The following is a 21,831-nucleotide window of genomic DNA, read 5'->3' as shown; positions in this document are numbered from 1 at the left end:
CTGATATTATTTTCTGTTCATTATTCTTGTTTTTTTTGAGAAGCAATACCCGTTACTTCATTTCGATAATCTATAGATCAAAAGAAAGAAGTATAAATCTCTTTGGCAATTATTCCTACTTTGTCATCTTAGAAAAAAGGGTGAAATATTTTGGTGAATGATTGCAAACACCTTATTTTGCCCGTATAACAAGTATTACAAATTAAAGAAAAGTGGGCTACTCTAGATAACACCCGCCAAAAAAAATGATTCAGAAACTTTAAGATTTCTGGATTCTGTTGAACATCAATTCACTTCTTTCTTTTCAAAATTTACAGATCGTTTTAAGGTTGTTAAATTTTCATATCGACAACACGCCTTTGATTATTTTCAATCTGTTTTCAAGTTTGAGAAGAAGAAGGCTAATTGCCAATATATGGCAGACCACTTGTCCAATCTTAGCCAACAAAGTATTAATCACTTTGTTAATAGTGATTTATGGTCATATAGAGCATTGATGGATCAAGTAGTTTTAGCTTCATCAGATTTGTTTTCACAGCGTAATGACCCCACTGCATTATTGATTGATGAAGTAGGTTTCCGTAAAAAAGGTGAGATGTCTGCCTGTGTTTCCAGACAACATTTAGGTTGTATCGGAAAAATGGATAATGGTCAAGTAGCCGTAGCAGCAGGACTTTCACAATCAGAATATTATACACCTATAGATATACGCTTGTTTATGCCTAAAGAATGGAAATCTGATACGGTACGCGGAATTAAATGTAATATTCCCGAAAAAGAACACCATTTAAGCAAGCCTGAAATAGCTAAAAAAATTATAGAACATGTAGTAAATAAGGGAATCAAGTTCGATTATGTCAATTTTGATGCTCTTTATGGTATTGCAAGTTCTTTATTGGAATATTTAGTGGATAGACAGCTTGATTTTATAGGTGATATCCGAAGTGATCAACAAATGTATTTCAATTACGATCTTAAAGAAAAATGTAGGGTCGATAAATACATCGCTAGTTTATCAGAAGATGAATTTCAACAAATTGACATCCGTAAATCAACTAAAGGAACTTTAAGAGCAAAATTTCATTATGTCAAAATACAAACCCGTACTACTAATCATAGATGGCTGTATTTGATATTATTGGTTAGAAAAGATGCGGATGGTAAAACCAAATATTCCGTAACCAATATGGAAAATAATCATATCAAAAAATTAGCTCAAAAACAAAGACAAAGAATATTCATAGAACAAATTTTTAAAGAAGATAAAAACCTAGTAGGAATGGGAGATTATCAGATTAGAGGATTGCATGGTTTTCACAATCATATGGCTATGTTGTTGATTACGAAATTAAAATTCAAAAACAACAAACAAAAATTTACTGCCGCTACAATCAAGAAAATTGTCAATCTGTGTATAAAAACTAAAATAGAAGAACCTCAATTAGCTATTGATCTAATTTTTGAGCAACACCAAAAGTATATAAATCAGCTTTTAAGGAATCAAAAAAAAACAAAAAACCTAAGATGACAAAGTAGGAATAAGATAGATATTCAAAACTTGAGTTTTGTTTTCTTTTATTTGAACTTAATTTTTCAGACAAACAACGAACTAATACGGAAGTTTTTTTTAAAACAATTATAGCTTTCCTGAACAATTAGTTAAGTTGTCCAGAAAAGCTATTTATAGTTGAATTTAATGTTTAATAATAAATTGAGAATTTTGAGTCTCTTTTTTATTGAAATCAATGGATAAGATGTACATTCCATTCGTGATACCAGAAACATCTATTGAGTATATTATGCTTTCTTTTAACTCATTTTTAGAGATTGCTTTAGCAACTCTTCCTTGTAAGTCATAAATTTTAATACTTTGTATTTCCTTTAATGAATTACCTAGTTGTAAAATCAGGTTGTTATTAACCGGGTTTGGATAAAAATTGATTTTTACATCTTCATTATTAGAAATTTCTGACCCTCTATTTCTTACACCAACATCGATCAATTTCCACGCTGTACAATCACCAGTATATGCTATAGAGACTTGTTTGATCCTAGTACCTTCATTCCCGGAACATCCCTCTGATCTAATCCAATGTCCAGTTTGTCTATTTTGTATTCTAAAATATCCATTACTGGTTTCTATTAATTTCCATTGTACACACCAACCAAAAGAATCGTTTCCTACCTGAACGATTTCTATTGAATCATCTACTATATCAGAACATCCTTTTGGTCTGTATCTCCCTTTGGTATATACATTTTCTATAAAATAGTAGCCATCATCTGCAGGGATAAAATTAAACATGGTACAGGTTCCTGTGTTTGTAGTAGGACTTACAATTAGAGGCACAGATTCATTATATTCGAGTCTACATAGAGGACTTATCCATTGTTTAGTTGCTTTATTTTCTATTCGCCAAGTGCTTGTAGTAACGTCATCATCTGCTAAACAATCTATATTTAACTCTTGTATAACACCTAGGTTATTACTAAACCCACCTCCTTTTGGGAAAATATAACCAAACCATTTGTATTCATTGTTACCTAAAGGAATATTAGGATCTATATCAATAGGTATCGATACAGTTCCCGTACCTTTAGAAACATTAACCTGTTTTGACCCATAGTTGGTAAAAGGAGCTTTGTTCTGTTTGAGCTCTAATATAACACTTCTATCTTCAGAAGCAGTATAATCTATATCAACAGTATAACTCTTACCTGGTAATACCACATCTGGTCCATCTATATTTGATGCACCATCTGTACTTCCATTTCCTCCGTCCGTAGAAGAGTCTAATTTTATTACTCTTACGAAACTGGCTGTTAAATCTCCTTGTTCTGCAATCAGGAAAAAATCATTGTTCATACCTGTAGCATTAAAACTGATATTTTTTAACACCCAGGTGATCGTCTTTAAAGTCCTTGTGTTTTGATTAGTAACTCTCTCTTTTACAATTCCTCCGTTAGTATTAGTATATTGTAAGAACCATTGAGTAGTGCCATTATCTTCATAACTAACTTTTATTGCTACTTCTCCTTTACCTTTGATAAAACGGTCGTCTAAGGCAAAACCTATTTTATTAAAACCATTAGATGCATCAGTTCTTCTTGCCGTGTAATCAAATGGTTTGTTTTTGTCTCTAAAAAGTATATCTCCTCCTTGCCCTCTTTCTCTAACAGGAATGGTTTTAATATCACCGCCATCACGTTGGTATAACCAACGCTCAAAGTTCTTAACAGGTAATGTGCCATCTGGGTTTCGATTTTCAACTGCAATGGCATCCTTAATACCTTTATTATTGGGATTATTGAGAATCATATCGCTTTGCCGTAAATAACACCATGCATCAGCAGTAGTATTTACTCTTTTTGCTAAACTAAGTGCTAAGAATTGACTTAATGGAGGATTTACAAATCCTTCTGCCCACTCATCCCAGATAGTAGTCCTACGCATCTGTAAAGCTCGTAAAGTTGATTCTCTATATCTATGTTTATAAGATCGAGGCTCTCCAAAACGACTTGCTGCTAACGCATTTAAAAAATAGTTTTCATTTTCATCTCCAGAAGTTCTGTTTTCTTTATAAATAACTGCATTCTCATTAAACTCTAAATAGCCTTGTGCATTTACTCTTGAGCCAATTTGTGGATTTACTAATCTCATTAGATACTGTTCTACAAAACCACCACGTTGACCCATACCGCGATCTATAGCTGCTTGAGCATTATTCTCATCACTCGACACACTTGTCAATTTTTTGGTATTACTGCCTGCTGCTTCAGCCCAAACATCCAATCGCTCTATATATTTGTCATAATTTGCCTCGTTTGGTTTAGGGCCTTCCCCTTCTTCACCCCGCGTAGGAGACCCTAGGCATACGTATGCGTTAAGAATTATTGGATCGTTTAATATTCCACTTTCTCCTAGTGCTGTTATTAATTTTTTATATCGAAAATGGTATCTAGAATCGAACTCATCGAGATTAGTAATTCTAACGGTTCCCTCAATCGCAGGAGCTTTTCTAGGGATATTGTATGTATCTACAAGCCATTGAGGTGCGGATTGCTCTGCATCAATAGATCTTCTTTGAAAATCATTTAATGAGGTATCAACAGAACCATCTGGATTGAGAAATTCGAATTTAAAAACGGCTGCATAAATATTTACTTCTAGTTTATATTTACCATTTTCGCTGACATTCTTAATTTCATCCCTAAGGCTTTGAAAGTCATAAACTCCTTCTTGAGGTTCTAGTTTTCTCCAATTCCAACTGACTTTTCGCTTAAATTGACCTTTAAATCCTCTTTCAGAATAAATTACATCTTTTCGTTTAAAACTAAGATTTGAAATTTTTCTAGAGGATACCAAACCACTATTTTCTGCTGGTTTTACCCAATTAGGCATTGACCAATCATAGCCGTCTATCGTATGATTGGTCTCATTCCAATTATGGAAGTATACATTAGTTCCATAGAATTCTTGTTCTGTCTGAGCACTTCCTATGATGCTAGTTAGCAAGAATATTTTGGTAAGTAAAAAATAAATTTTATAGTTCATAATGATTGTGTTAATGTTAAATCCTTACTAGACATTCAAAAAGAACTATTCAAGTAAGCATTTTATAGTTGAATTTAATGTTTAATAATAAATTGAGAATTTTGAGTCTCTTTTTTATTGAAATCGATGGAAAGGATATATATTCCTTCTGTAATATCCGATGCATCTATCACTTGCTCAGTATCTAATTTTAAATCGTTTTCAGAATACATAATAATCGATAGCCATTATATTCTGTGATATAAACAGAAAAACCATAAGACCAAGATGAAACTTTATGTTATAGATAAAACTTTTAATATCGTTTGAACTTGCTACTATATTTTTCCATTTGATTTGTGTAGTTTTCATAGGTTTAGTTTTAGAGTTAGCTTTTCCTGAACACTAAAAAGACTATCCAGAAAAGCAAATTGTGGTTGAGTTTAATGTTTATAGAGGTTAATAGTTAAATATTTTTTTCATTGATTAGTTCCAAGAAAAACTCATTGAAGTAGCTATTTAGATTAAAATCACCCTCCATGGAATACACGGTTCTTATCCAAGCTTTGATATGACGAATCATCGTATTAAGAGTTTTAAAATTAAGTCCTTTATGCTTTCTATTTGAGTAATGTTATAGGTATCATGGCAATAGATTGATAGTATTTTCATTTATCAGCACTTGCTTTTGGTATTAAAGAGCCTGTATTTCCTGCCTGTTAAAAAATATTTTTTTCATATGTTTATAATTTTAAATTACACTATAAAATTACTTCGGAAGTACACTTCTGATATAACCTAAATCACTGAATAAAAGACCACTTTTATTAATGTAAAGTATTTTAGCAGGTATAAAAGAAAAATAAAATAATTTGAAGATAAGTTCTAATCTTATTCAGCCGAAGATATTTTATGAGATTTTATCTCATTATATGTAGTTTCATAATCCTTAAACTCAGTCCCCATTAACCAATCCCAAAACCTGAAATGTAATCCATAGTTTCCATTAAACTTGCTATGGTGCATATTATGGTGTGTGCTTGAGGTCATAAAGCGAAGTAAACTTTTATTCCACCATGAAGGATACAACTCATAACCCAAATGTGCCTTTACATTGTCTAGTAGTCCCCAAAGTTGAAGCAGTATTAGAACAGGTGCATACATAGGAAATAGAAAGGAAACAGGTAATATCCAAAATGTAAGCAAGAAAGCTTCAATGATGTGAAAGGACATGGACGTAAACGGATTTACATCAACACTTTTATGATGCTCTCTATGAACATACTTGTAAATTTTAGGGTGATGTAAGAGACGATGAACCCAATAAAACCAGGTGTCATCTATAACTAACAGAGTAAAAAAACCACTAAAGCTAAAAAAAAGATTGTAGTCACTAATGTCAGTATAAATCTTTGTATACCCCATTCCGGTTAATAAAAAAACGATACCGCTAAACATGGTGCCTACTAATGTAACGAGTAAGGCATTTTTTAGTTCTCGTCGTAACTGCTTATTATTTATATATTGTTTTGATTGAATTCGCCATTTTTTTAGTCGTTTTGCAAATTTTTTCCATACCAGAAAATAAACAATTAAAATTATTGTGCCATTAAATAAAATGCCTTGTATTAATCCTTGGGGAAGTGTTTTTAAGTATTCTATGAAAATATCCATTTTGATTCTTTTTATAAAATCAAAGGTCATAGAATATTATTATTTCACACTTGACATTTGTTAAGAAATAATTTTACGTCTAATTCTACTCAAACTTTCAGGTGCAATTCCTAAATAAGAAGCGATATAATTAAGTGGAATATTTTGGATAATTTTTGGTTCTTGAGACATTAATTTTACATATCGCTCTTCAGCATTAAGAGTTGCCAAATCATTAGCTCTATGTTGTGTTTTTTGTATAGCTTCTTCAAAAATTGAAACACTATATGCTTTAAAGTTTTCACTATTCTCTATAAGCGCTTTCATCTTTGTATAAGAAATAGATAACACCTCACAATCGGTAATAGTTTCAATTATATCCTTAGATGGTATTTGGTTTACAAATGGTAGAAAAGAAGCTATATAGTTATTTTTATTGCTTAATACAGTTGTAATTTCGTTACCATCAGTATCTAAATGATATATTCTTGCATAGCCAGAAACGATGAAATATAAATGTTCAGAAACACTCTTTTCATTTTTAAGCGTATATTTTTTTGATATAGCTAGTTTATCAAATGAGTTATCGATTTTAGCAATATCCTCTTTGGTAAGAGATACTTTTTTGGATATTGCTGTGATTAATTTACTTATCATACTTTTTAATGATACAAAGTTAATGTAAAAAGAAGCACTCTCTTATTTGAAATGAAAACCAATCGATTACATTAGAATTAGCATTACACAAATTTAACCTAAAATTTGTATCTCCGCAATTATGGCAAAAAAGATATATCATCCTTTGAAAAGAATTAATTAATAGTAATAGATTATTGTTTTTAAATAAAGTTTCTTAAAAATCTAATTATTGCGAGATAGAGGTACATTTTTTTACAATATCTAAATCTAAGAATATAGACCAATAAACAAACTTAAGTGATTCTTTTTCTACAGAACCTTAATGAGGACTTCAAGCCTTTATAATAACTGAACATCAAATAATTAAAAACATCCTTATATTTTATAACAAAAAACAAAACCCCTTAAAACATTAGTGTTTTAAGGGGTTTTGAAACCTTTAGTGACCCAGGAGGGATTCAAACCCCCAACCCTCAGAGCCGAAATCTGATGCGCTATTCAGTTGCGCCACTGGGCCTATTATTTTTTTTAAGACAACTTAGCTTTTACAATAGTAGAGATCGTTTTTCCATCAGCTTTACCAGTTAATTGTCCGGACGCCATTCCCATCACTTTCCCCATATCTTTCATACCAGAAGCACCAGTTTTAGCAATTATATCTACAATTACCTTTTCTATTTCTTCCTCGCTCATTTGCTCAGGTAAAAACTGCTCGATTACTTGTGCTTGATCAATTTCTGGTTGTGCAAGATCATCTCTTCCTTGTTCGGTAAAAATACTTGCACTATCCTTACGTTGTTTTACTAATTTCTGTAATAGTTTTAACTCTTGATCTTCTGTTAATTCTTCTTTTGCTCCACTTTCGGTTTGAGCTAATAAAATAGCAGATTTAATAGCACGCAATGATGTTAAAGCATTGGTATCTTTAGCTTTCATTGCTTCTTTCATGGCTGTCATTACTTTGGCCTGTAAACTCATAACTAGTGGTTTTAATCTTTTGGATTGCGAAGATAAAAAATAAACCGATAATCCATTTTAGATTATCGGTTTATCTTAAAAACTATTTCTTTAATTCTTAGTCTACATTATCATGTAAAAAGGAATTGTTTTTTCGTAATTGAATATCATCATTGCTATCTGTACCTAATGAAGTTCTAGACAATTCAGACGACCCAGGCTTAGAATCTACATCTAATCCGGCACGTTTATAAGCAGGTTCTTTTTCGATATCATCAATATTAGAAGCATTATTTCTAAACTTATAATTAAACTCCTTCATTTTAGCTCTGCGTTCTGCAGCTCTAGCTTTTAGAGTTTCTGAAATCGGTTGATCTACAGGATCAGCGTTTTCTGAAGGTTCTTGTTCTGGAGTTGGAGCAACAGTCTTCTTTTCAAAAGCTACTTCCTTATCCTCCTCTATTACCTCAGCTGCAGGTTTAGCATCAGTAAGTCTTTTCTCTTCTTCCATGTACTCTTCAAGACTATACTTACGAACTCCTCCCGCTACTGTTTCGCTTACTGGAACTACTTCTATAGGTTCATTTACCTCAACTTCTAAAATATCATCTGTTAGATCGAAAACAATTGGTTTTTCTTCTTCTTCCTGTTTTACAACAGGAGGTGTAGGATCAATCGCTTCTATATTTTGCTCTTCATTTCCACTTACAGGCATATCAAAAGCCAATGTAAATTGGTCTTCCTCCTTCTCCTGTTCTTCCTTAGCTAATGCTATTTCATTTGCGTCATTAACCTCTATTTGATTAATAATATCTTGAGCATTAATAATCACAAAATCACTATCTACGGAGAAAGGGCTTACCTCTTCATGATCTACGACATCTATATTCTTTAAAAATTCTGTTGTCGGTAATAACAAAGATTCATTAATGTCCTCTTCCTCTTCTTCTATTAACTCATGTTTAATAATTATCGGTTCTTCCTTAACCACTTCTTTTTGTGGTACAGGAGTTATCTCAGGAGTACTTTTAGAAGTTGATTTAGGTGTTAAATCTTGGGTTGTTGCTCTTTGTTCTTCTTCTAATGTATGAATTATTCTTTTTGTTTCAGTATTAACAATTTCATCTTGTTGTTCTACATCAAAACCAGTCGCAATAACAGTTACAGAAATTGCATCTTCTAATGACTCATCTTCTCCAACTCCCATAATGATGTTGGCACCATGACCAGCTTCTTGTTGAATATGATCATTAATTTCTCCAATTTCATCAATAGTAATTTCTTCTTTTCCAGAAACAATTAGCAATAATACATTTTTAGCTCCTGTAATTTTATTATCATTAAGTAATGGTGAATCCAATGCTTTTACAATAGCATCGTGAGCACGTTTAGCTCCTGAGGCATTAGCAGACCCCATTATTGCTGTACCACTATTACTAAGTACTGTTTTTGCATCACGTAAATCTATATTCTGCGTATAGTGATGTGTTATTACTTCTGCAATTCCTCTAGATGCTGTAGCTAATACCTCATCTGCTTTAGAGAAACCTGCTTTAAAACCTAAGTTACCATATACTTCTCGTAGTTTATTATTATTAATAACAACTAAAGAATCTACGTGCGCACGAAGTTTTTCTACACCTAACTGTGCTTGTTCATTACGCATTTTTCCTTCGAACTGAAACGGAATAGTAACAATCCCTACCGTTAGAATATCTAACTCTCTTGCCATTTTAGCAATAATAGGCGCCGCACCTGTTCCTGTTCCTCCACCCATACCAGCAGTGATAAAAATCATTTTGGTATTGGTGTCTAACATTCGTTTTATCTCTTCATAACTCTCTACAGCTGATTGCTCACCCACTTCTGGATTTGCACCAGCTCCTAATCCTTCTGTAAGAGACACTCCCAACTGTATCTTATTCGGAATAGGACTATTTTCTAATGCTTGCGCATCTGTATTACAAATAACGAAATCAACTCCTTTGATCCCCTGCTGGAACATATGATTAATGGCATTACTACCACCTCCTCCAACTCCAATAACTTTAATTACATTTGATTGATTCTTGGGTAAATCAAAAGAAATGTTTTCGAACTCCTCGTTGTCACTCATAATTGCTAATTTTCTTGTTCTCTTACTTTTATTTTTAAATATCTTAATTTTTTATTCTAAAAAGAGGCTTACTTATCTACATCTTCAACGCTCGGTTTTACTCTGCGTTATCAAGAAACTCCTTGAACTTTTCCGTCCATTTCTCCAGAATATTTTTTCTAGGTCTGCTATCAACTACTGGCTTTTCTTCCTCGATACCTTCTCCCTCAATAGTTGCTGTTTCTTCTTTCTGCTCCTCTTCTACTACAGCTTCTTTTACCGCTGCTTTTTTCTGTTTACTAATATGTACAAGACTATCCATAACCAAACCAACTGCTGTCGCATACATTGGACTTGTAGTTTCTGGATCACTATTACCTGCTAAATGCTCATTTGGATATCCAATTCTGGTATCCATACCTGTTATATATTCTACTAGTTGTTTTAGATGTTTTAATTGTGATCCTCCACCTGTTAATACAATTCCTGCAATTAACTTTTTCTTTGGTGACTCATGACCATAATTTTTTATTTCTAAAAAAACCTGTTCTATAATCTCCACTACACGGGCATGAATAATTTTAGATAAATTTTTTAACGTAATCTCTTTTGGTTCTCTTCCTCTTAATCCTGGAATGGAAACTATTTCATTGTCCTTATTTTCTCCTGGCCAAGCAGATCCAAATTTAATTTTAAGCAGTTCTGCTTGTTTTTCTATAATGGAACAACCTTCTTTTATATCCTCGGTTATTACGTTCCCTCCAAACGGTATAACCGCTGTATGACGTATAATTCCATCTTTAAAAATTGCTAGATCTGTAGTTCCACCTCCTATATCAATTAATGCTACACCTGCTTCTTTTTCTTCTTGACTTAACACAGCGTTTGCAGAAGCTAGCGGCTCTAACGTAACATCCGATAATTCTAATCCAGAACTTTTGACACACCTTCCGATATTACGAATAGAAGTTACCTGACCAACTACCACGTGGAAATTAGCCTCTAAACGCCCACCATACATTCCAACAGGTTCTTTTATTTCTGCCTGCCCATCGACTTTATATTCTTGCGGAAGTACATGCAATATTTCTTCTCCTGGTAGCATCACCAGTTTATGAACCTGATTACAAAGTGTATCAATATCATCTTCATCAATAACCGCATCTGCATTAGGACGTGTGATATAATCACTATGCTGTAAACTTCTTATGTGTTGACCAGCTATTCCTACTGTTACTTCACTTATTTTTACTCCAGAAACACTTTCTGCTTCCTGAACCGCTTGTTGTATAGATTGTATTGTTTGTGTAATATTATTTACTACACCACGATGTACCCCAAGGCTTTTGGACTTACCAACACCTAAAACTTCCATCTTTCCATACTCATTATACCGCCCGACCATAGCAACAATCTTAGTTGTTCCTATATCTAATCCTACCGCTATTTCATGTTCTTCTCTTGCCATATTGGTATCATTTTATTGTACACACAACTTGATTCCTAAACTGTAAACTAACTTTCTTATATTTTTCTAAGCTTTTATCTTTTAAAGCTTTTTGATAAAAGGCTTTAAAATTTCTAACCTTACTACCTAAATTTTCAATTTTTCCAAAAACTACGTCGAAATCATAAACACGCAATCCTAATTCATAATGTCCGCTTACATTTCGATAAACACTCACTACGTGTTTTTTTAAAAACTCATCTTTCTGAATTTTTCGTAATAATGGAAAAACTTCTGAAACTTCTCGTTCTGAAACATTGCTTACTAGAGGAACATGAGCTGAATAATTATCCGATAATGGCATCGTATTTCCAGTAACATCAACATAAAAAGGAATAACCGCATTTACCCTAGCTATTGGAGTACGCTGTTTAATTCTCGCCTTAAGTTGCCCGTTTACTGTGAGATACACATCTGAATCTTCTATCATTTTGTGTGTATCCAGCCCCTTCTCTACAATATTCAAAACTAAAATTTCTTTACCTACATCCGTCACCCCTACCTGATTTTGTATTAACAATTTATTAACCGTTAATTCATTTATGTAAGGATTCTGTTCTTCAACGAATTCTATTTCTACTTCTTTTATCTTTCTTTTCTCGTTTCTACCCCCTGTAAAAGCAAAAAGAAATATGATCAATCCAACGAGACCAATAAACTTTGCGTATGTTAAAATCTTCTTCATACCGTCAACAATGCTTCTTTTATAACACTTACTTCTTCTCCTATATCCCCTGCTCCAATTGTGGTAATCACCTGAGCATTACTTTTCAAAATTTCATCTACTAAATGATTCTTTTTTACTAATTTTTTATCGTCGAGATGTATCATTTCCAATAACCATTCTGAAGTCACCCCCTCTATTGGCAATTCTCTAGCAGGGTATATATCTAACAATAATAATTGATCAAATTGCCCTAAGCTTTCTGCAAACTCTAATCCAAAATCTTTTGTTCTGGTAAACAAATGTGGTTGAAAAATTGCCAAAACTTTTTTTCCAGGATGCATTTCTCTTATCGCTTGATGTAGTGCATTAATCTCTGTAGGATGATGTGCATAATCGTCTACAAAGACAAGATCATCGGATTTAATTTGATAGCTAAAACGTCTTTGAACTCCTTTAAAAGAAAATAAAGCCTTTGCTAAGGCAGCGGTCGGGGAGCCGTAAAGCATTGCCATAGCAAAGGCTGTGATAGCATTTAACAAGTTATGTTTACCTGGCAGGTTTAAATGCAAATCCTTAATAACTTGAGTTGGTGTTTTTAAGTCAAAAATATAGGTTCCATTATCAATCTTAATATTTTGAGCACAATAATCAGCTCCATCTTCTACCCCAAATGTACTGCCCGATAAAGGCAAACCATTACAGACTAAAAGATGATCCTTCGCTCTAGAAGAAAACTCAATAAAGGATTCTTCTAATGCATTTGCTTCTTTATAAATATCAAGATGATCAGCGTCCATAGAGGTAACAGCTACAACATCTGGATACAACTGTAAAAACGACCTATCAAATTCATCTGCTTCTACCACTACCACATCATTTCCTTCTAGAACTAGGTTCGAGTTATAGTTCTCACTTATGCCGCCTAAAAAAGCGGTAACTTTTGCTCCACTCTCTTTTAATAAATGTGCTAAAATAGCAGTTGTTGTTGTTTTTCCATGAGTTCCAGCCACTGCTAACGTATACGTTCCTTGAGTAATAACACCTAAAACTTCTGCTCTCTTTTTAATTACAAAATCATTACTCTTTAGATAATTTAATTCTGAATGAGTAATAGGAATTGCAGGAGTATAGACAACCAATGTTTCCTTAACATTTAAAAATGAGTCTGGAATTGCCTTGATATCATCTTCGAAATGAATAGAAATTCCTAGATCTTCTAAATCTGATGTTATTTGTGTGGAGGTTTTATCATACCCTGCCACATTTTTTCCTAAAAACTTAAAATATCGAGCAAGCGCACTCATACCGATACCACCGATACCGATAAAATATATATTCTTTATATCTTTTAGTTCTTTACTCATTATTCAACCTAACCATTATCTTTTCTAATTAGTTGCTCTATTTCATCAACTATATCTTTCGTAGCATTTGGTAATGCCATTTTTTTTATTGCGTGTGTTAACTTAATTTGCATTGCCTCTGATGACAGTAATTGAGAAACAGTTTTCTGAAACTTTTCATCTAGCTCAATTTCTTTTAACATCTTAGCCCCATTTTTACTTACGATTGCATCAGCATTTTTAGTCTGATGATCCTCAGCTACGTTTGGAGAAGGAATAAACAAAGTTGGTTTTGCTACAATACATAATTCTGAAACAGAACTAGCTCCAGCTCTAGAAACAATTACATCAGCTGCCGCATATGCCAAGTCCATGGTATCTAGAAATTGGTGAACCTGAACATCTTTATTACCATCGTATTTTCTATATTCATCGTAGTACAACTTTCCACATTGCCAAAGTATTTGAACTCCTTTTTCCTCAAAAAACATCAATTCTTTCTCTACTAATTGATTCACTCTCCTAGCTCCAAGACTTCCTCCGATCACCAAAATTGTTTTCTTTTCAGAATCTAAATTATATTTAACAATCGCATTCTCTCTTTTACTTTTAATTTCTAACAAATCTTGCCGAACGGGATTGCCTGTTTTTACTATTTTATCTTTAGGAAAAAAGCGATCCATATTATCGTAAGCAACACATATTTTATTAGCCCCTTTTGCTAACCATTTATTCGTAATACCTGGATAAGAATTTTGTTCCTGAAGCACTGTTGGGATTTTTGCTGAATTTGCTTTCTTTAACAAAGGTCCACTTGCAAATCCACCTGTACCTATTACTACATCAGGAGCAAACTTTTTAATAATCTTTTTTGATTTCCAAAGACTACTCAACAACTTAAAAGGAAACAACAAATTACTCAATGATAATTTACGTTGGATACCACTTATCCACAATCCCTCTATCTCATAACCCGCTTCTGGAACCTTTTGCATTTCCATACGATCCTTAGCTCCTACAAATAATATAGCCGCTTCTGGGTACCTAGCCTTTAATTCATTAGCTATAGAAATTGCAGGATAAATATGTCCTCCTGTTCCTCCACCTGATAATATGATTCTTGGTTGTTGTTTCATATTGCTTCGCTCAACACCTCTAACGGGTTTTGTTCTTTAGTATCTAGATTATCTTTTACAGTATCATCAGTAGTTCCTTCTTCTTCTGACACACTTCTTTTACTACTTATACTTAACACCATACCTATTGCCATACAAGTCATCCAAATTGATGTCCCTCCGCTACTAACCAAAGGAAGGGTCTGACCTGTAACTGGAAACAATTCTACAGCAACGGCCATATTAATTAATGCTTGAAATACGATGGGCAATCCTACACCAATTACTAATAATTTCCCAAAAACATCTTCACTTTTATGGGCGACAATAACCAATCTAAACAACAACATTAAATAAAGAAACATTAGAAAAACTCCTCCAACTAATCCCCACTCTTCTATAATAATTGCATAAATAAAATCCGAAGAAGATTGTGGCAAAAAATTTCTTTGCACACTTTTGCCAGGACCTTGACCTATTACTCCGCCTCTTGCAATAGCTATTTTTGCTCGTTCTATCTGATAATCTTCTGGCGTATCCTTATCATTAAAAAAGTTTTCTGCTCTACTTACCCAAGTATCAACCCTATTAGGAAAAGCATCCGGAAACGCTTTTGCGGTAAGAATAAAGAATGTTAGTGCTAACAAACCTGTTCCTAATACAACCACAATATGTTTCATTGGATATCCTCCCAAAAAAACCAACATGATTACCATAGAAAAAATAATGGCAGCAGTAGAAAAATTAGCAGGTAAAATCAACATCAAAATGACAAATACAGGCAACCAAAGCGGTATTAACGACTCTTTAAAAGTTATTTTTTTATCTCTTATTTTAGATAAATATCTCGCCACATAAGCCATCAACACAACCGCAGCTAAGGTGGAAGTTTGAAAAGTAACACCAACAAATGGCAAACGAATCCATCTACTTGCATTAGCACCTCCGATAGTATTATTCTGAGCCATAGTAAACAACAACAAGACTACAACAACTGGCAACATAATAATCGAAAGTCCTTTAAAATAATGATATGGGATCTTATGGACCCAATACATAATTCCAAACCCTAAAAGCAAATGTGCAAAATGCTTTACCAAAAACACAAAGGTGTTTCCATTCCCATATAAATATGCTAAGTTACTACTCGCACTATAAACAGGTAGAAACGAAAATAATGCCAACAGAGCAACGATTGCCCATATTACCTTATCCCCTTTTATATTTCTTAAAACCTTTGTCACTTTATATTTCTATTATTTTAATATTACAATTCTCGAACTGCCTCTTTAAACTGTCTACCACGTTCTTCATAGTTTTTAAAAAGATCAAAACTTGCGCAAGCAGGCGATAATAAAACATTTTCGTTTCGTTCCGCAATCTTATACGCCATATTCACAGCTTCTTTCATAGACTGCGTCTCTACAATATTATCTACGCAATTACCAAAAGCATTAATTATTTTAGAATTATCTACTCCAAGACAAATAATTGCTTTTACTTTTTCGTTAACCAAAGGATACAACTCTGTATAATCATTTCCTTTATCAACACCTCCAACTATCCAAACTGTCGCAGACTTCATGGCATCTAATGCATAAAAAGTAGCATTAACATTTGTGGCCTTCGAATCATTCACGTATTGAACATTATTAATTTTCAATACATTCTCTAATCGATGCTCTACTCCATGAAAATTCTCAAGACATTCTCGTATAGTAGTCTTTCTTATTTTCAATAATTGTGATACAGTGGCAGCAGCCATAGCATTTTTCACATTGTGATTTCCTTTTAATGCTAAATCTTTTGTTGGCATAGTAAATTCGTTGTTGTCTATTGTTATTGTTATTTTTTCTCCTTCCAAATACGCTCCATTTTCTACTTTATTTCTTAAAGAAAATGGTAGCAATCTTGAACGAACAGGATGTTTTTCTATATACTTTTTGATTACTTCATCATCTCCATCATAAATAAAATAATCCCGCTCTGTTTGATTCATCGTAATCCTAAATTTTGAAGCGATATAATTCTCAAATTTATAATCATATCTATCCAAATGATCAGGAGTTATATTAGTCAGTACAGCTATATGAGGCGCAAAATCTTTAATACCATCAAGCTGAAAACTACTTAGTTCTAGCACATAACACGGAGCATCATGTTCTACAACTTGTTTAGCAAAACTATCTCCAATATTTCCTGCTATATTCACATCTATCCCTCCATTTTTAAGCACATGATGTGTAAGCATTGTGGTGGTAGTTTTTCCATTACTTCCAGTTATACCTACAATTTTTGCAGATGTAAATTCTGAAGCAAATTCAATCTCTGAAATTACTGGAACTCCATTTTGATGTAGTTTTTTTATCAACTCTACCTTATCCGGGATTCCAGGGCTTTTCATGACTACATCGGCAGTAAGAATTTTATCTTCTGTATGCTTTTGCTCTTCCCATTCAATTTCAAAACTTCTAAGAACGTTTTTATAATGATCTGTAATTATTCCTTTATCAGAAACAAATACCTTAAACCCTTCTTTTTTACCAAGAATAGCCGTTCCAACCCCACTTTCTCCTGCTCCCAATACAACTAGTCTTTTCACCTTATCTAACTTTTAAAGTAATCACCGCTATAATTGCCAGAAAGATTCCAATAATCCAAAATCTAGCTACAATCTTACTTTCATGAATTCCTTTTTTCTGATAGTGATGATGCAATGGAGACATTAGAAATATTCTACGCCCCTCCCCATATTTTTTTCTTGTATACTTAAACCAACTCACTTGCATCATTACAGACACTACTTCTATAAAAAAGATTCCACATACAATAGGGATCAAAAACTCTTTTCTGATAGCAATCGCGATCACAGCTATTATTCCTCCTATTGTTAAACTCCCCGTATCTCCCATGAAGACCTGAGCTGGATATGTATTATACCATAAGAAACCTACTAAAGCACCGGCAAATGCAGCAATATAAATGGTCATTTCACCAGAATTTGGTATATACATAACATTTAAATAATCCGAAAAGACGATATTACCAGATACCCAAGCAAACAATGCTAGTGTGAGCACAATAATTGCAGATGACCCCGCTGCTAACCCATCAATTCCGTCGGTTAGATTAGCGCCATTAGACACTGCTGTCACAATAATAATTACGATTGGTATAAACACCAACCAAGCATACTTACCTAAATCAGGGCTAATCCAAGTAATTAAACTTGAGTAATCAAATTCATTATTCTTAAAAAAAGGAATTGTAGTTTTTGTAGATTTAAATGCAGGATTAAAATCCGATTCTCCATCTACATTAGTAATTTGTGCAATATCTGCTCCAGGTTTCTCTTCTTTAATAGTGATATCTTCGTGGAAATACATTGTACAGCCTACGATAAGACCTAGACCAACTTGACCGATAACCTTAAACCTACCTGCTAAACCTTCTTTATCCTTCTTTTTAATTTTTAAATAATCATCAGTAAACCCTATAACACCCATCCATAAAGTTGTAATAATCAACAAAATGATATAGATATTATCCAGCTTAGCAAAAAGTAATGCAGGAACAAGTGTGGCTAAAATTATTATTATCCCACCCATTGTTGGCGTACCTGCTTTTTCTGCTTGCCCTTCTAACCCAAGCTCTCTGATACTTTCCCCCATTTGTTTTTTTCTCAAAAAATCAATGATACGTTTACCATATATAGTAGAGATCAATAGCGATAAAATAATTGCCATGGCAGCTCTAAATGTGATAAACTGAAACAAAGATGCTCCAGGAAACTGGTACTCATTTTCTAAATATTGAAATAAATAATATAACATATGTATCTTTACCTTTTACCCTAATTCAAATCAGACTTAATGCAAAGGATTTATTTATTTTCCTATTTTTTTTAGTTCTTCTTTTACTATTTCGAAATCATTAAAATCTATCCGTTCTCCATTAGTTTCCTGATAGGTTTCATGACCTTTTCCTGCTATTAAAATAATATCATTCTCTTCGGCAAACTGACAAGCAGTTCTTATTGCTTGTTTTCTATCGGAAATAGATATTATTTTTTTATAATTCTGCGGCTCAACTCCCTTTTCTATATCTTCTATAATCTGCTCAGGATTCTCCGTTCTAGGATTATCACTAGTAAAAACAACCTTATTACTTAATGTTGTAGCGATATTACCCATTACTGGTCTCTTTCCTTTATCTCTATCTCCTCCACAACCTACTACCGTAATCAAAGTTTCGTTATTAGTACGGATGTCATTGATAGTCTCCAAAACATTTTTAAGCGCATCTGGAGTATGAGCATAATCTACTATAGCTGTAATTTTTTTACTAGAAATCAAATATTGAAATCTACCACTAACACTCTCTAGATCACTTAATAACTGTAGAGTCTCCAATGTTTCTAACCCTAGCAATTCTGCTGTTCCAAAAATTGCAAGAAGATTATATGCATTAAAGCTTCCTATTAGTTTCGTCCAAACATCATTATCATTTATTTTTAACAACAATCCTCCAAGACTATTTTCAAGAATCTGCCCTCTAAAATCCGCATAGGATTTAAGAGCATAAGTATATTGTTTTGCTTTTGTGTTTTGAAGCATGAAGCTTCCATTCTTATCATCCTTATTAGTTAAAGCAAATGCTTTGTTACTTAACTCATCAAAAAATACTTTCTTCACATCTCTATATTCTTTGAAAGTATTGTGGTAATCCAGGTGATCATGTGAAAGGTTTGTAAATACTCCTCCTTCGAAAACCAATCCAGATGTACGTTTTTGATCAATTCCATGAGAACTTACCTCCATAAAACAATACTCAACTCCAGTATCATTCATTTCCTTTAAATATTTATTGATAGTCAAAGAATCCGGCGTAGTATGTGTCGCTTTATATGGGGTATCATCTACTAAAATTTTTACCGTAGACAACAGACCAACTTTATAACCTGCTTTCTTAAAAAGCTGATACAATAATGTAGCAATAGTTGTTTTTCCATTAGTTCCCGTTACTCCAACAAGTTTTAAATTTTCTGAAGGAGATCCATAATAATTAGCAGCAATAATAGCAAGTGCCTTTTGAGCGTCTTCTACTTGAACATACACCAAACCATCTACCAAAAATTCCGGCATGGTTTCGCATACAATAGCAATAGCTCCTTGATTGATTGCTTTCTCTATATAATCATGACCATCTACAACAGTTCCTTTAATTGCTACAAAAACATCGTCATGTTCAATTCTTCTAGAATCAAATTCTACCTTATTAATACTCGTTGCTGTGTTTCCAACAACGGCATCCATAGAAACTTTATATAAAATATCTTTTAATTCGATCACGATAATTCTATCCTAATAGTTTGATTTATTTTTACTTTAGTGCCTGGTTCAATTGATTGACTTTTCACTTTACCAGAGCCTTTTACCTCTACTTTTAACCCCATATTTTCTAAAAGAGAAATTACATCCATCGCCGGCATTCCTTTTAAATTTGGCATTATGGTTTTATACTTTCTTGCTTTCTGAAAGTACTCCTCATAACTCTCAGATATCTCTTCACTTTCTACGATATTAGCAGAAACTTCATCAATTACAGGTATGTCATTATACACTTTTAAAGCAATGGTTTTAAATACAGGCGCTGCCACTATATTTCCATAATACCCTTTTTCTTTATTTGGTTTATGAATAACCACAATACAAGAATATCTAGGATCATCTGCTGGAAAATATCCAGCGAAAGAAGATATATATTCTCTTTCCTTATCTTTTCCATAATTACCCCAACAAGTCCCTGTTTTTCCAGCTATCTGAAAACTCTCTGTATGTATATTATCAGCAGTTCCTCTCACTACAACATTCCTCATCATTTCCTGAACAATCTTTGCTGTTTCTTTAGAACATATTGCTGAGTTAAGAACTTCCTTATCAAATCTTTCTTTGGTTTTATCCCAAGCTTTTACTTCTTTTATAAACCTAGGTTTCACCATCTCTCCGTCATTTGCAATAGCATTATAAAAAGCTAATGTTTGCAGAGGAGTTACAGCTACTCCATATCCATGAGCCATCCAAGGCAATGTAGTACCGTACCAATCTTTATCACCTGGATATGGAATCTTTGGCTTACCTTCTCCTTTAATAGATAGTCCCAATGTTTTATGTAACCCCATATTCATTAATCGGTTTACAAACTTCTTTGGATCATCTTTATAATTTGCATCTATAATCTTAGCAAAAGCTGTATTGGATGATAATTCAAATGCTTTTGCAGCTGATATCTTACCATACCCTCCCCATTTAGAATCTTTTACAACTCTATCATAAAACTTAACACGACCATTCTCTGTATCTACTATATAACTAGAATCAATAACCTTATCCTCTAAGGCTGCTACCATTGCCATCAACTTAAAGGTAGAACCTGGTTCGTGTGATTCTCCAACCGCATAATTCAGCTTCTCATAGTACTTCCCAGATTTTGTTCGTCCGAGGTTAGAGATTGCTTTAATCTCTCCTGTTCTTGTCTCCATAACAACTACAGTTCCATGCTCCGCTTCGAATTTCTCTAATTGAGCCAATAAGGCATGATGAGTAATATCCTGAACATTAACATCAATTGTCGAAATCACATCATACCCATCTTGAGGTTCCACTTCATTAGCATCACCAATAGGTTTCCATTGATTTTTTGCTATTTTTTGCTTTTTACGCTTCCCTTCTTTCCCTCTTAAAAACGGACCGTATGCACCCTCTAATCCAACTCTAGTATAATACCCTTGCTCATCTTGGCGCTCATAACCTACCGTTCGTTCTGCTATTTTTCCAATCGGATGTTCACGAATCGTGCGTTGTTCTACAATAAGCCCTCCTCTATTAGCCCCATATTTAAAGAGAGGAAAACCTTTAACTCTTATGTATTGAGAATATCCTAAATTTCTTTTTATTAAAAAATATCTATTCTTATTATCTCTTGCTCTTCTTAATTTATCATCATAATATTCTGATGATCTTCCAAACTCTTTTGCTAATGCTATAGACAACTCCTTAATATTCTCTCTAAAATCCTTATCCGTAACCGTTACAGCATCAAATCTAATATCATACTTAGGTACTGATGTAGCTAATAAATTACCTTTACTATCATATAAGTTACCGCGATTAGCAGGTATATCAAATGTTCTAAAAACACGCTCCTCTGCTTTTGCACGATACATATCCCCTTCTACAAATTGTGTTTTCACAAGCTTTACCAAAACCAAAATTGCGAAGATGAACATACACCCCGAAATGAAGTATAATCTATTTAATAT

16 protein-coding genes and 1 tRNA gene are annotated in these 21,831 nt (G+C 33.3%); 1 reads left to right on the top strand and 16 read right to left on the bottom strand.

Going from position 1 to position 21,831, the window contains the following annotated elements:
* The first annotated feature begins 226 nt into the window (after positions 1-226).
* Positions 227-1,528 carry an IS701 family transposase gene (locus tag D1815_RS20910; RefSeq protein ID WP_118389171.1) on the top strand — a complete coding sequence of 434 codons (1,302 nt, stop codon included), beginning with the start codon at positions 227-229 and terminating at the stop codon, positions 1,526-1,528.
* Positions 1,529-1,693: 165 nt separating this feature from the next.
* Here D1815_RS20910 and D1815_RS20905 read toward each other — a convergent pair whose 3' ends face one another.
* From D1815_RS20905 to D1815_RS20835, 16 genes are all read right to left on the bottom strand, one after another.
* Positions 1,694-4,555, bottom strand: a complete 2,862-nt coding sequence (locus D1815_RS20905) for a T9SS type A sorting domain-containing protein (protein WP_118389169.1) — start codon at positions 4,553-4,555, stop codon at positions 1,694-1,696.
* Between the two features lie 74 nt (positions 4,556-4,629).
* Positions 4,630-4,767 (bottom strand): hypothetical protein, encoded by a 138-nt coding sequence (locus D1815_RS23790; protein WP_162897377.1) that lies wholly within the window; start codon positions 4,765-4,767, stop codon positions 4,630-4,632.
* 658 nt (positions 4,768-5,425) lie between these two features.
* Complete coding sequence (locus D1815_RS20900) at positions 5,426-6,208, bottom strand: sterol desaturase family protein (protein WP_158594394.1); 783 nt, start codon at positions 6,206-6,208, stop codon at positions 5,426-5,428.
* A gap of 60 nt (positions 6,209-6,268) precedes the next feature.
* Positions 6,269-6,844, bottom strand: coding sequence for a Crp/Fnr family transcriptional regulator (locus D1815_RS20895; RefSeq protein ID WP_118389165.1), 576 nt, complete (start codon positions 6,842-6,844; stop codon positions 6,269-6,271).
* Positions 6,845-7,269: 425 nt separating this feature from the next.
* Positions 7,270-7,343: transfer RNA gene (locus D1815_RS20890), tRNA-Arg, on the bottom strand.
* An 11-nt stretch (positions 7,344-7,354) separates the two neighbouring features.
* On the bottom strand, positions 7,355-7,804 hold the full coding sequence (locus tag D1815_RS20885) for a GatB/YqeY domain-containing protein (RefSeq protein ID WP_027393125.1): 450 nt from the start codon (positions 7,802-7,804) through the stop codon (positions 7,355-7,357).
* 97 nt (positions 7,805-7,901) lie between these two features.
* A complete protein-coding gene (gene ftsZ / locus D1815_RS20880) occupies positions 7,902-9,899 on the bottom strand; it encodes a cell division protein FtsZ (protein ID WP_118389163.1) in 1,998 nt (665 codons plus the stop codon).
* Positions 9,900-9,996: 97 nt separating this feature from the next.
* Positions 9,997-11,346: a cell division protein FtsA gene (gene ftsA, locus D1815_RS20875; RefSeq protein ID WP_118389161.1), complete on the bottom strand. Its 1,350-nt coding sequence runs from the start codon at positions 11,344-11,346 to the stop codon at positions 9,997-9,999.
* A gap of 7 nt (positions 11,347-11,353) precedes the next feature.
* Positions 11,354-12,070: a cell division protein FtsQ/DivIB gene (locus D1815_RS20870; protein ID WP_027393122.1), complete on the bottom strand. Its 717-nt coding sequence runs from the start codon at positions 12,068-12,070 to the stop codon at positions 11,354-11,356.
* A complete protein-coding gene (gene murC / locus D1815_RS20865) occupies positions 12,067-13,416 on the bottom strand; it encodes a UDP-N-acetylmuramate--L-alanine ligase (RefSeq protein WP_035085262.1) in 1,350 nt (449 codons plus the stop codon). The genes D1815_RS20870 and murC overlap by 4 nt, the downstream gene beginning before the upstream one ends.
* Positions 13,417-13,424: 8 nt before the next feature.
* Positions 13,425-14,531, bottom strand: coding sequence for an undecaprenyldiphospho-muramoylpentapeptide beta-N-acetylglucosaminyltransferase (gene murG / locus D1815_RS20860; protein WP_027393120.1), 1,107 nt, complete (start codon positions 14,529-14,531; stop codon positions 13,425-13,427).
* Positions 14,528-15,754 (bottom strand): FtsW/RodA/SpoVE family cell cycle protein, encoded by a 1,227-nt coding sequence (locus tag D1815_RS20855; RefSeq protein ID WP_027393119.1) that lies wholly within the window; start codon positions 15,752-15,754, stop codon positions 14,528-14,530. The genes murG and D1815_RS20855 overlap by 4 nt, the downstream gene beginning before the upstream one ends.
* 23 nt (positions 15,755-15,777) lie before the next feature.
* Positions 15,778-17,112 (bottom strand): UDP-N-acetylmuramoyl-L-alanine--D-glutamate ligase, encoded by a 1,335-nt coding sequence (gene murD / locus D1815_RS20850; RefSeq protein ID WP_118389159.1) that lies wholly within the window; start codon positions 17,110-17,112, stop codon positions 15,778-15,780.
* A 1-nt stretch (position 17,113) separates the two neighbouring features.
* Entirely contained in the window at positions 17,114-18,343 is a 1,230-nt protein-coding gene (gene mraY, locus D1815_RS20845; RefSeq protein WP_027393117.1) for a phospho-N-acetylmuramoyl-pentapeptide-transferase, read from the bottom strand.
* A 54-nt stretch (positions 18,344-18,397) separates the two neighbouring features.
* The gene (locus D1815_RS20840) at positions 18,398-19,861 is read right to left on the bottom strand and encodes a UDP-N-acetylmuramoyl-L-alanyl-D-glutamate--2,6-diaminopimelate ligase (RefSeq protein WP_118389157.1); all 1,464 of its coding nucleotides are present in this window, start codon (positions 19,859-19,861) and stop codon (positions 18,398-18,400) included.
* Positions 19,858-21,798 carry a penicillin-binding protein gene (locus D1815_RS20835; protein ID WP_118389155.1) on the bottom strand — a complete coding sequence of 647 codons (1,941 nt, stop codon included), beginning with the start codon at positions 21,796-21,798 and terminating at the stop codon, positions 19,858-19,860. The genes D1815_RS20840 and D1815_RS20835 overlap by 4 nt, the downstream gene beginning before the upstream one ends.
* Between the last annotated feature and the right edge of the window lie 33 nt (positions 21,799-21,831).

This window comes from Aquimarina sp. AD1 (assembly GCF_003443695.1).
Classification (GTDB): domain Bacteria; phylum Bacteroidota; class Bacteroidia; order Flavobacteriales; family Flavobacteriaceae; genus Aquimarina; species Aquimarina latercula.
This window is presented reverse-complemented; position numbering and strand designations above follow the sequence as displayed.

What these genes read in the sequence shown, in the direction of transcription:
- D1815_RS20905 (WP_118389169.1), bottom strand. Translation starts at nt 4,555, where the DNA reads ATGAACTATAAAATTTATTTTTTACTTACCAAAATATTCTTGCTAACT.
- D1815_RS23790 (WP_162897377.1), bottom strand. Translation starts at nt 4,767, where the DNA reads ATGTATTCTGAAAACGATTTAAAATTAGATACTGAGCAAGTGATAGAT.
- D1815_RS20900 (WP_158594394.1), bottom strand. Translation starts at nt 6,208, where the DNA reads ATGGATATTTTCATAGAATACTTAAAAACACTTCCCCAAGGATTAATA.
- D1815_RS20895 (WP_118389165.1), bottom strand. Translation starts at nt 6,844, where the DNA reads ATGATAAGTAAATTAATCACAGCAATATCCAAAAAAGTATCTCTTACC.
- D1815_RS20885 (WP_027393125.1), bottom strand. Translation starts at nt 7,804, where the DNA reads ATGAGTTTACAGGCCAAAGTAATGACAGCCATGAAAGAAGCAATGAAA.
- ftsZ (WP_118389163.1), bottom strand. Translation starts at nt 9,899, where the DNA reads ATGAGTGACAACGAGGAGTTCGAAAACATTTCTTTTGATTTACCCAAG.
- ftsA (WP_118389161.1), bottom strand. Translation starts at nt 11,346, where the DNA reads ATGGCAAGAGAAGAACATGAAATAGCGGTAGGATTAGATATAGGAACA.
- D1815_RS20870 (WP_027393122.1), bottom strand. Translation starts at nt 12,070, where the DNA reads ATGAAGAAGATTTTAACATACGCAAAGTTTATTGGTCTCGTTGGATTG.
- murC (WP_035085262.1), bottom strand. Translation starts at nt 13,416, where the DNA reads ATGAGTAAAGAACTAAAAGATATAAAGAATATATATTTTATCGGTATC.
- murG (WP_027393120.1), bottom strand. Translation starts at nt 14,531, where the DNA reads ATGAAACAACAACCAAGAATCATATTATCAGGTGGAGGAACAGGAGGA.
- mraY (WP_027393117.1), bottom strand. Translation starts at nt 18,343, where the DNA reads ATGTTATATTATTTATTTCAATATTTAGAAAATGAGTACCAGTTTCCT.
- D1815_RS20835 (WP_118389155.1), bottom strand. Translation starts at nt 21,798, where the DNA reads ATGTTCATCTTCGCAATTTTGGTTTTGGTAAAGCTTGTGAAAACACAA.